At 38.4% G+C, this 11,703-nt stretch carries 11 protein-coding genes; 7 read left to right on the top strand and 4 right to left on the bottom strand.

The window, feature by feature from the left end; genetic code table 11:
- The 4 genes from H515_RS0109825 to pyk form a co-directional block, all read left to right on the top strand.
- On the top strand, positions 1 to 294 hold a 294-nt coding region (locus H515_RS0109825), incomplete at its 5' end, for an IS30 family transposase (RefSeq protein ID WP_154653687.1).
- A gap of 321 nt (positions 295 to 615) precedes the next feature.
- Positions 616 to 1,284 carry a hypothetical protein gene (locus H515_RS0109820; protein ID WP_154653686.1) on the top strand — a complete coding sequence of 223 codons (669 nt, stop codon included), beginning with the start codon at positions 616 to 618 and terminating at the stop codon, positions 1,282 to 1,284.
- A gap of 5 nt (positions 1,285 to 1,289) precedes the next feature.
- Positions 1,290 to 1,577 (top strand): hypothetical protein, encoded by a 288-nt coding sequence (locus H515_RS14575; RefSeq protein WP_025877888.1) that lies wholly within the window; start codon positions 1,290 to 1,292, stop codon positions 1,575 to 1,577.
- Between the two features lie 23 nt (positions 1,578 to 1,600).
- Complete coding sequence (gene pyk / locus H515_RS0109810) at positions 1,601 to 3,049, top strand: pyruvate kinase (protein WP_025877889.1); 1,449 nt, start codon at positions 1,601 to 1,603, stop codon at positions 3,047 to 3,049.
- Between the two features lie 85 nt (positions 3,050 to 3,134).
- On the opposite strand, the gene H515_RS0109805 is transcribed toward pyk, so the two are convergent.
- The 3 genes from H515_RS0109805 to H515_RS0109790 all read right to left on the bottom strand — a co-directional run bounded on the left by H515_RS0109805 (position 3,135) and on the right by H515_RS0109790 (position 7,369).
- Positions 3,135 to 3,578 (bottom strand): RpiB/LacA/LacB family sugar-phosphate isomerase, encoded by a 444-nt coding sequence (locus H515_RS0109805; RefSeq protein WP_025877890.1) that lies wholly within the window; start codon positions 3,576 to 3,578, stop codon positions 3,135 to 3,137.
- A 54-nt stretch (positions 3,579 to 3,632) separates the two neighbouring features.
- The gene (locus H515_RS0109800) at positions 3,633 to 5,651 is read right to left on the bottom strand and encodes a transketolase family protein (RefSeq protein ID WP_025877891.1); all 2,019 of its coding nucleotides are present in this window, start codon (positions 5,649 to 5,651) and stop codon (positions 3,633 to 3,635) included.
- Positions 5,652 to 6,667: 1,016 nt separating this feature from the next.
- Positions 6,668 to 7,369 carry an RNA methyltransferase gene (locus tag H515_RS0109790; RefSeq protein ID WP_025877893.1) on the bottom strand — a complete coding sequence of 234 codons (702 nt, stop codon included), beginning with the start codon at positions 7,367 to 7,369 and terminating at the stop codon, positions 6,668 to 6,670.
- Between the two features lie 83 nt (positions 7,370 to 7,452).
- Here H515_RS0109790 and tamL point away from each other — a divergent pair, with 83 nt between their 5' ends.
- The 3 genes from tamL (at position 7,453) to H515_RS0109775 (ending at position 11,337) form a co-directional block, all read left to right on the top strand.
- The gene (gene tamL, locus H515_RS0109785) at positions 7,453 to 9,723 is read left to right on the top strand and encodes a translocation and assembly module lipoprotein TamL (protein WP_025877895.1); all 2,271 of its coding nucleotides are present in this window, start codon (positions 7,453 to 7,455) and stop codon (positions 9,721 to 9,723) included.
- A 92-nt stretch (positions 9,724 to 9,815) separates the two neighbouring features.
- Complete coding sequence (locus H515_RS0109780) at positions 9,816 to 10,619, top strand: MBL fold metallo-hydrolase (protein WP_025877897.1); 804 nt, start codon at positions 9,816 to 9,818, stop codon at positions 10,617 to 10,619.
- A 121-nt stretch (positions 10,620 to 10,740) separates the two neighbouring features.
- Positions 10,741 to 11,337 carry a DUF4738 domain-containing protein gene (locus H515_RS0109775; RefSeq protein WP_028901894.1) on the top strand — a complete coding sequence of 199 codons (597 nt, stop codon included), beginning with the start codon at positions 10,741 to 10,743 and terminating at the stop codon, positions 11,335 to 11,337.
- A 43-nt stretch (positions 11,338 to 11,380) separates the two neighbouring features.
- On the opposite strand, the gene H515_RS0109770 is transcribed toward H515_RS0109775, so the two are convergent.
- Positions 11,381 to 11,703, bottom strand: a 323-nt coding sequence (locus H515_RS0109770) for a transposase (RefSeq protein ID WP_028901893.1), incomplete at its 5' end; no start/stop codon positions are given.

Genomic DNA, 11,703 nt, shown 5'->3' with positions numbered 1-11,703 from the left:
AAAGGGCATGTCAAGTCTATTACAACAGACAACGGTACTGAATTCGCTTGCCATGAAATGATAGGAAAAAGCCTTGGTGTCAACATCTATTTTGCCGATCCATACTCTTCATGGCAGAAGGGCGGCATAGAAAATGCAAACGGACTGATTAGGCAATACGTGCCAAAATCAGAAACTTTTGAACATGTCAGCCATCAACAAATCACAAAGTGTTCAAGGAAAATTAACATGAGACCAAGAAAGAAATTAGGATTTAAAACACCATACGAGTGCTTTTACGAACAAATTAAGTAAATTTGCACTTGCTTGTTGAATTCACGAATTCAGCGTTTTCAATATGTTTGCGAAAATATCTTACAATAATATATGAGTGGGAGTTTTGTTGCATAACAGCCATGACTTGTTTGTTTTGTCTGTAGGAAAAACTTGTTATTCGGGATTAATCTCATTTTGAGGTGCTTGTCAGATTATATTATTTACTTTGAATATTATTGAAAATATTTCATAATCACAAAGAATTATATTAATTTTGCAGAAAAATAAGAGATGCGATATTTGGTGACATGCAGAAAATGTGGCGGACGCTTTCAGGTGAGCACTGAAACAGACACCAAGATGAATTGTATATGTCCATATTGTAGCCAGAAATTGGTGATTATTTTGCCAAAAGAGGCACAAACATCCTTGCCGAATACAATGCAAAATGAGTCTCACGAGACTGCCCCTCTGAAAAACCGATCATCACATCATGGGTTGTTATGGGGCGTTTTGTTCATCATATTTCTTATTTTGGGTTCTGCAGGTTATTGGGGCTGGACCGAATATCAATTAAATTTGGAAAGAGAACAGTTGCAAGCCAGGAGGCATCATAGGGATTCGGTTGCCCAGGAAAGAAAGAAAAAAGAGTCATTAGCTATGGCAGCACAACGGGCTGAACAGCAACAAAAAATGATTTGTGATTTTTTGAAGTCCTTTTATAGGAAAGCTGTCTTGTCAAATGCGGATCCAGTCTTGTATGAACATTATTTAACAGAATACTGCATCAATACAATATATGGGGATGAGTCGACCCCATCAGATGTCGATAAGTCAACAGCCTGGCGTGGAGCCTTCGGATCGGTTTCGGGAATTAATAATGATGAAGAACTTTTGGCTAATCTTCAAGTCATTCATGCCGATGGAGAATGGTATAAAGTGCGACTTTCGCAAGATGGAGCTACTGAGTTTCGTATGATTAAAGTGCTGAATCGGAAAGGTCAACTATTCATAGATGAGGTCAGATAAAAGCAATGAGTAATCAGTTTCAAGTAATATGTAAACAGTGTGGTAAGACCTATATAGTACAGACGGAGCCAGGAATGACGGTGAAATGTCAGTGCCCTTTCTGTCAAAGTATGGCTACTGTAGCGACTCCATTGGCTGATGGTGGTGACAACCAACTTCTTCAGGTTCAGAAACATCCGCAGAAGGAGTCTAATATCGGAAGGAAAGTTGTTATAACTTTCATCATCGTTTTCTTGATAGTAATTATCGTATTTTCCGTATTGTATGCTGTGTTTTCAGCTATGTCTAATTAAAAAAAAAGAAAATTCTACAAAATATGAAACAAACTAAGATTGTATGTTCAATTAGTGACAGACGTTGTGAAGTGGATTTCCTTAGAAAACTGTTCTTCGCGGGAATGAATGTTGTACGTATGAATACGGCACATGCCACGCCTGATGGCATAAAAAAAATTATCAGAAACACGAGAACGGTATCACCCCACTTGGCTCTTCTGATTGATACAAAAGGTCCTGAAGTGAGAACAACTGGTGTGGATACTCCTATTGCTTACAAGACAAGCGACGTTGTGAAGCTTTTAGGACGTCCTGATGTTGATACGAGCCACGATATCATTAACCTGTCTTACAAGGATATAGCCAAGGATGTAAAGGTTGGCGACCATATGCTCTTCGATGATGGAGCACTTGATATGGAAGTGATGGAGGTCTCAGGACCGACCATTATTGCACAGGTTCAAAATGATGGAGAATTGGGCTCTCATAAAAGTGTTAATGTTCCTGGGCAGCATATTGATTTGCCAGCTTTAACAGAAAAAGACAAGTCAAATATTTTGCTGGCGATAGAGGAGGACATCGACTTCATTGCCCATTCTTTTGTCCGTTCAGCAGCAGACGTCATGGAAGTGCAGAAGATATTAGATGAGCATGATTCGGATATCAAGATTATTTCAAAAATAGAAAACCAAGAAGGGGTAGATAATATTGATGAGATAATCGAAGCCTCTTATGGTATTATGATTGCCAGAGGTGATTTGGGAATTGAGGTGCCCATTGAACAGATTCCGGGTATTCAAAGAAACATTATTCGTAAATGTATTGCTAAGAAAAAGCCAGTCATTGTCGCCACTCAGATGTTGCACACGATGATCAACAATCCACGTCCAACACGCGCTGAGGTGACAGATATTGCCAATGCAATATATAGCCACACTGACGCATTGATGCTGAGTGGGGAGACGGCAAGTGGGAAATATCCATTAGAAGCAGTCCAAACGATGGCAACTATTGCTGAACGTGCAGAGAAGGATGCTCATAGCGAGGGATTTATTGATATCCCTGTAACAGATAAGAGTGACCAAAGGGAATTTTTGGCTAAGAGTGCGATTGAAGCTACTGAGACTTTAGGAGTCAAGGGCATAATTACTGACAGCGCTTCTGGACAAACGGCCCGTAATCTTGCTGCTTTTCGCGGACCGAATCCTGTATTGGCAATCTGTTATAAGGAAAAACTTCAACGCTGGTTGAACTTAAGTTATGGAATTATCCCCATTTATCAGCAACAGCATGTCAGCAGTTATTATATGTTTGCTGCTGCGTTGCGCATGTTGAGACAGAAAGGGTACATTAATCATGAGGATAAGATTGCCTATCTCTCAGGTTCTTTCGGAGAAGGAGGAGGAACGACTTTCCTTGAAATCAATAAAGTTAACAAGGTATTTGGGAAAGAATACAAGTTCCATCTACCAACAGGTAGTGTAGATTAATGCATCAGGCGAATATAGAATATTAAAACGATAAAGGAGATACTCGAAAAAGCATCTCCTTTATTTGTGTTCGGATTTTAATTTATTATTCTACTTCATCGATTTTCTTCACTCGACGCTCATGGCGAGCGCCCTCAAAGCTGGCTTTAAAGAACTCGTCCATGATTTTCTCTGCCGTTTTGTTGTCAACAAACCTACCCGGCATTACCAATATGTTTGCGTCGTTATGCTGGCGGATGAGACCTGCAACATCTTTGTTCCATGCCAAACCAGCACGAACACCTTTGTGTCTGTTAAGGGTCATTACCATACCTTCGCCACTTCCACAAATGGCAATAGCTGGATACACCTCTTCTTTTACAACAGCCTCAGCCAATGGATGGGCATAATCTGGATAATCGCAACTAAGGTCGCTATTACAACCAAAGTCCTTATAGGAATACTTGTGGTTTTCAAGATACTGAATAACAAATTGCTTCAATGGAAAGCCAGCGTGATCGCAAGCTACTCCTACTGTTTTAATTTCCATAAGCGTTTAGGTATTATGAGTCCCTGGCATTTCAGGCCAAGGACTCCGGTTAAACTATCGTACTAAAAAATCTTTCACTTGTTTGTAAACGTTCTCTGCTGTAAAGCCAAGTTTCTCGTCGAGAACCTTGTATGGGGCTGAAAAGCCGAAACTATTCAGGCCAAATACTGTACCATTTGCTCCTACCAATCCCTGTAAGGTGATTGGAAGCCCAGCGGTCAAACCAAATATCTTTGCCTTATTTGGGAGAACTTCTGCCTGATATTCATCTGATTGTCTGCGGAATAGGCCCTCTGATGGAGCACTGACAATGCGTACTTTTATATTGTCTGCCTTGAGAAGTTCTGCTCCAGCAATACAAGAAGATACTTCTGAACCACTGGCAACCAGAATAACATCATAGTCGCTTTCAGAATCTTTTACGATATAGGCACCCTTGCGAGCCAATGTGTAATTATTGCCTGCAGGTAGATTCTTAATGTTCTGACGTGATAAAATCAATGCCGTCGGTGTGCTCATGTTCTCCATTGCCATTTGCCAGCAAACTGTTGTTTCTTCGGCATCAGCAGGGCGGAAAACCCTGACAGAATCCTCTCCAGAGTGGTTTTGTAGTTTCTCCATCAAGCGTATTTGAGCCTCCTGTTCAACAGGTTCGTGAGTTGGTCCATCCTCTCCAACGCGGAAAGCATCGTGACTCCAGATAAATTTAACTGGAGTTTTCATCAATGCTGCCATGCGTACGGCAGGTTTCATATAGTCAGAGAATACGAAGAACGTACCCATTGCGGCGATGACACCTCCGTGGAGCATCATGCCGATACACATACAAGCCATTGTCAATTCGCTTACACCAGCTTGGAAGAATGCACCTGTGAAATCGCCGTTAACAATGCTCTTTGTCTTTTTCAAGAAGCCATCTGTCTTGTCTGAGTTTGAAAGGTCGGCAGAGGCACAAATCATATTTGGTACTTGCTCAGCCAAGAGTCCGAGGCATGTGGCACTTGCGACACGTGTAGCTACGTCTGGCTTCTGTTCGATTGTTGTCCAATCTATTTTAGGCGCATCACCACTAAACCAAGTTCTTAATTGCTCTGCCTTTTCGGGATTGGCTTTTGCCCATTCCTTTTCTTTGGCTTTCCTGTCCGCAACAATTTTCTCCAACTCCTTTTTGCGGTCGGCATATAGTTTTTGAGTTTCGGGGAAGATTACGAACGGATTTTCCGGATCACCGCCAAGATTTTTAATAGTGTTTATATATGCATTGCCACCTAATGGCGCACCATGTGTCTTGATGCTGTGCTCGTAGCTACTTCCGTCTTCTTGCAAAGCTCCCTTACCCATGATTGTCTTGCCAATGATAAGGGTAGGGCGGTGCTTCTCATCTCTTGCTGAGTCCAATGCTTTTCGTATTTCATCCACGTCATTTCCATTGCAATTAATGACATTCCAGCCCCATGCTTTGTATTTTGCTTCGGTGTCTTCATTCATGACGACTCCACATTCGGTTGAAAGCTGAATGTCATTTGAGTCATAAAACATGATAAGATTGTTCAGTCCGAGGTTACCGGCGATTCTTCCTACACCTTGCGAAATTTCCTCTTGAATGCCACCATCAGAAATATATGCATAGATTTTATGTTGAATCACCTCGTTGCCGAGGCGTGCCTCAAGGAATTTCTCGGCCACTGCGGCACCCGCTGCAAAAGCGTGTCCTTGACCTAAAGGACCAGATGTGTTTTCTATTCCCCTGATGATATCTCTTTCAGGATGACCGGGAGTTGGTGACTGCCATTGACGGAATTGCTTCAATTCCTCGATAGTGAATTTTCCTTGCAAAGCCAAGGCTGAATATAGCATCGGAGACATGTGTCCTGGGTCGAGAAAGAAACGATCTCTTCCCGTCCACTCTGGATCAGATGGGTCGTAAACAAGATATTCGGAGAAAAGTACGTTGATAAAATCAGCACCACCCATAGCTCCTCCAGGATGTCCTGATTTGGCCTTTTCTACCATTGATGTTGATAGAATCCTAATGTTGTCCGCAACGCGGTTCATTGTTTCTTTGTTGTTCATTCTATTCTTTTAGATTATTATTTTGTTACACATGCAAATATAATAATTAATTGGGAGAAACCAAAATAAAATGATATATTTTAATTTATCTCCTCTATAAATACCATTTCTCCGTTATTTTATGCTGTGTAACCAGTGAGACTGAATATCTCATTTATACTTTTTTATTTAGGGAATTAGCAGAAAATCCCTACTTAACCTTCTTTTTTCAGAGATTTATCATGTTTATTTTCTGCCCAAATCTCTGTCATCTTTGAGGTGAAAGCTTTGACACCTACAATAATTTAATGGACTACTGGTCTAATCTATTGAATCCTAGTATTAGCTTGGGTGGTATGTAAGGGCTCAAATAATATATTGCACTGACGAACAATTAGTTCGGATTTATGGAATAGTCCTAATTATTGTATCCTTGATGATTCTTCTTATTTTGAAATTTGACAATATCTTGTACTGTACAGGCTCCATAAAGAAATGCTGCCGAGAATATTCTCCATGTATTCATACTCAGAATGAGTATGAAGGTGAAAAATGATGTTACGAAAAATAACGCTGTAAAGGCGGTTGTTTGTGTATCAGGGTCACCTTGCAAAATGCCTACTTGATTCTGCACATAGCAGTATATCAAGATTATCAAGGGTGTAGAAATTAAAATGTTGATGCTGAAGGAAATAGTATTTGTCAGTAAACTATACGAAATATACTTTGGCAAATGTTTAAACAGGAGAAGTATTCTTTTATTGTTTGAAGGCGCATTTGTAATGTACTTAAAAGCCTGATGATTTAATTGATAAACAGCTATCGTCGAAGTAATAGCCATTGGAAACCAAATGTGCCATGAACTTATTATCAGCGAATTTATTGTTATTGATAGTACGATGGCAGTGAACAGGATATACCATTTTATTGATTTCAAGACATCCCACATGTTCTTTGTCCATTGAGCATACCCAGCCGTCAAACAACTTGTGATACTCCTGTTTTTGTTTAAGTCTATTATTTCCATATATCTTATATCATATTATATTTCTCCTGAACTCTGAGCAAACGATTGCAGTGGCAACAGCAACATTGAGTGATTCCGCCTTTGATTCCTGATGAGAGAAATTTGGTATTAATAATTTTTTGGTTACCCTATCCTTGATTAGGGGTGAAATGCCTTTTCCTTCATTCCCCATAATGATCAATCCTGTATTTGTGAGATTCTCATTATATATATTCTCGCCATTCAGAAGTGTACCGTAAATGGGATAATCAGAGGGGAGTGAGTTGATGAAACTGATTAAATTCAGATAATGAATCTGTACTCTGGCTATACTGCCCATGGTCGCTTGCACTACCTTCGGATTCCAACAGTCAGCCGTTTCTTCAGAACAGATGATGTGTTTGATTCCAAACCAATCAGCAATTCTGATAATAGTACCGAGATTTCCAGGATCTTGAATGCCATCGAGGGCTAATATAAGTTCCTTATCGAAATGTATCCTTAACTCTTGATTGATTTTAAGTTTAAAAACGCCTAACTTTCTTTGGGGGTGTTGTAAGAAAGAGATTTTCTTTATATCTTCAATGTCTTCATATAACTCCTCAAGTTCGAATTTGGCATGGATTAAATCGTCAACTATTTTAGGTCCTTCGGCTACAAATAGTTTTAATTTCCCTCTGCCTTTTTTTGTTTCTAATGAACGGATGAGCTTTATTTTGCTTTTAGATATCATAACGCAAATTTATAAAAAACTCTTCACCTACATAGCATTACTCTTAACTTTTTAGTATCTTTGCGCAAAAAAAGGGATTTTTGATGTTTCAAGATAGACTTTTCAAATTTTATAATGCAATATTAATTCTCCTTTTAGTGCTATTAATAGCATCTTGTTCTGCTGAAAAATTTGTTGCCGATGGGAAGTATATGCTTGATAAAGTTGAAATTAAATCGGATGTTAAGGATTTTGATGCTTTACAATTTGCACAGCTTATTCGCCAAAAGGGTAATTCTCGATGGTTCTCTTTTTTTAAAATACCACTGGGAACATACGCACTTTCTGGTAGGGATACTACGAAGTGGATAAATAGGACATTGCAAAAGATGGGGGAGAAACCTGTCTTATATGACACACTTGAGGCACAACGGTCAAAAGAAAATTTGAGAGTTGCTATGAACAACATGGGTTACATGAATGCGACTGTTGATTTGGAGACGAAAGTCAAGGGGAAAATATTGAAAGCTATTTACACGTTGCATCCTGGATCACCCTATCAGATAAACAGCTTCAATTATGATATCCAAGATTCAGTAATAGCAAGTTTACTCGAACCTAGTCTTACTTCTAAATTTGACAAGAACCATCCTCGACAATTTATTGTGTCTGCCCTCGACAATGAACGCAAACGATTAACAAAAATATTGAATGATTCTGGCTATTATCGGTTCAATAAAGACTTTATCTATTATACGGCAGATTCCACAAAAGGCTCAAAAGAGGTCGATCTGACATTACATCTAGCAAAATATCGCACCAATAATGATAGTGAACCTATTCTTCATCCAAGATATATTATCAATAAAGTGAATATTTTACCAGGAAATTCAACTGGTGTCAATCTTCGAAAAGGTGTCATCGCAGAAAATAATCTTATTGAGCCTGGTAGATACTTTTCTTCATCAGATTTACAGAAAACATATAATAATTTTGCCCGTTTAGGTGCTGTCAGATATACAAATATTGACTTTCGAGAACTGAACAGCATAGAAAATATTATTGTTGGTAAGACTTTTAATTATCAACAGTCGCAAAAGCATTATTTAGATGTTGACATAACTTTATCGAGCAATAAACCTAATACAATATCTTTTCAACCTGAAGGAACTAATACGGCTGGGAATTTAGGTGCAGCTGCTGTACTCTCATATCAAAATAGAAATTTATTCAGAGGAAGTGAACTCCTTAGCGTTGAATTGCGTGCCGCCTTTGAAGCCATAACGGGGCTTGAGGGTTATGAAAACCATGATTATGAGGAGTATGGCATACAGACCAGCCTTCAATTCCCAAGATTTCTTTCACCATTCGTTAGTCGTGATTTCCGACGTAGAAGCAATGCCGTTTCCGAAGCATCAATAAGTTGGAATTTACAGAATAGACCTGAGTTTCACAGGCGAGTTTTCTCTGCTATGTGGAAATATCGTTGGGCAAATCCAACTAAACATTTTAAGTATGGGCTTGATGTATTGAATTTAAGTTATGTCTATATGCCATGGATAAGTAGTACTTTTAAAACTGATTATCTTGATGACATATCAAATCGGAATGCAATCCTTCGATACAATTATGAAGACCTATTAGTAATGAGAATGGGCTTTTCAGTAATATATAACTATAACGACCAGGCTATACGGGCGCAATTTGAGACTGCTGGAAACTTGTTGAATGGTGTCAGTCGTATCTTTAACTTAAAAAAGAATGACCAAGGGCAACGAATGCTATTTAATATTGCTTATGCACAATATGCAAAATTTGATTTCGACTACACCAAAATAATTAGCTTCGACGAGAACAACTCTTTGGTATTGCATGGAGATTTCGGAATAGCTTGGCCGTATGGTAATAGCAAAGTGCTTCCATTTGAAAAAAGATATATAGCTGGAGGGCCTAATTCCGTACGTGGATGGAGCGTAAGGGAACTTGGACCAGGGAAATTCAAGGGGTCAGACGGACGTATAGACTTCATCAATCAAACTGGTGATTTGAAATTAGATCTGAACTTGGAATATAGAACTCATTTGTTTTGGAAGTTTGATGGAGCAGCATATATTGATGCTGGAAACATCTGGACTTTACGTAATTACGAAGAACAACAAGGAGGGCAATTCAAAATTGGTGAGTTTTACAAGCAATTGGCTTTTGCTTACGGCCTTGGCTTACGTTTGAATTTTAATTATTTTATACTTCGCTTTGATACTGGTATGAAAGCAATCAATCCAGTATATGATGATTTCAAAGAGCATTATGCTCTCTTCAATCCTAACTTCACAAGGGACTTTACTTTTCATTTTGCAGTCGGACTCCCCTTCTGACAATCCCTTTCTACCTTACTAAAGTGGCAAGAAGTATATTTTAGGTTTTGCATTCTTGAAATGTTTTATTACTTTTGCAAAAATTTATTCCAATGCTGAGATTTATATCAATAGGTAGTGGTAGTAGTGGAAATTGCTATGTGCTGTATACCGAGACCGATTGTTTGGTTATCGATTGTGGTGTAGGCATCAGATTAATGAAAAAGCATTTTCATAACTATGGACTGCAAATGTCAATGATACGAAATATAATAATTACGCATGATCACGCAGACCACGTGAAATCTGTGGGTTCATTAAGCGGAGACTATAAAATACCAGTTTATGCAACAAAACTTGTTCATAGTGGTATTGAAAAGAATTGGTGTGTACGAAGAAAGGTTGATTTGGCTATGGTTCGCTATGTTGAGAAAGGAAAGACAATCGAAATTGGCGAGTTTAATGTAACGCCTTTCGAGGTTCCTCATGATAGTACCGATTGTGTTGGATATTATATTGAAAGTGAAGGAGTTTCTTTAACTATTGTAACAGATTGTGGGCATGTTACGGAAGAAATTAAAAACTATATCTCTCATACTAATTTTCTCATTATAGAGGCTAACCATGAATTAGAGAAACTTACCGTAGGCCCTTATCCCAAATTTCTTAAAGACAGAATTAGTGGACCTAATGGACATTTGAGCAATGCCGATTGTGCAAGAGTTCTTGTAGAGAATGCAAATCCAGATCTCAACTGTGTCTGGCTTTGCCATCTAAGTGATGAGAACAATCATCCTGAGCTTGCTCGTAAAACAATAGAATCTATATTATTAGACAGAGGATTGATACCGGGCAAAGATTTTGGACTTGAGGTTTTAAAACGAAGCACTCCCAGTGAAATTTATGAATTAACGTAGATTTCTACCAGTTTGCCTTATTTGAATATTTTAATGAATAAGTAATTGCTATTTTATTTATTAGCTCATATTTGGAATATAATAGAAAAATGCTTACTTTTGCAAGGAATATTGATCGAATATGAAACAATTTATATTACTACTTCTATTGTTTGGAATGATTACTGTAACTTTTTCTTCTTGTAAAAAGGAGAAAAAAAGTGATGACATCATTACAAAGATATCTCCAAAGCCGCAAATATCACATAGCCCACAACAACTGACAGATTTCAGTTATAAAAAGGAAATAGAGTGGATGGACGCTGTCTATACTATTACTATTCGACGTTATGCGGACAAGGATTTGCCGTTGATAACAGATGAAGATGGAACGAAATATTTTGACAACAAGATAGATTTGAAGATTTTACGTAAAGACGGGACTACTTTTTATAGTCGCTCTTTTTCAAAGAACGATTTCAAGTCTTTTACAAACAATCAATATGGGAAACATGGTATTTTAGTAGGATTCATGTTTGATAAGGTTGATGGAAACTACTTAAGATTTGGAGCAAGTATAGGCTCACCTGATCCGAACAGTGATGAATATATTCCAATTGACGTGATTATTAATAATATGGGAAATTTACATATTACGAATGCTGCTCAGTTAGATACAAATAGTGATCAAAACAAAACGACAAACGAAATCGAAGAAGCCGAAAAAGAAGGCATTTAAGCGGTTAAAAGGAAATATGGCGATGTGAGGGCTCAGTAGAAAATCAATGGGGATAGGCATATAGTTTTGCAATTCTGAATAAAAAGAACTTCTTGTCTGCCACTCCTCTTAGATTGGCTCGGGAAAGTTTAATTTTGGCATTGAACGATTCTGCCATGGCATTCGAAGATCTGTTGTTATAGAAGTTCAATATCTCATCATAATGCTCGTAGAATGTGGCAGCAATCACATTGAATGAATGGAAGTCTGCCTCTTCAACTTTATTGTACCACCGTGCCATGGAGAGCCTGGCTGCATCCTTGATGGTGTTCTTGGCGAAGATTATGCGCAGTGAGTGGCACAGTCCGTATGCCTTTTGGATGTCCG

Origin of the sequence: Prevotella corporis DSM 18810 = JCM 8529, assembly GCF_000430525.1 — a bacterium.
GTDB classification, from domain to species: Bacteria; Bacteroidota; Bacteroidia; order Bacteroidales; family Bacteroidaceae; genus Prevotella; species Prevotella corporis.
This window is presented reverse-complemented; position numbering and strand designations above follow the sequence as displayed.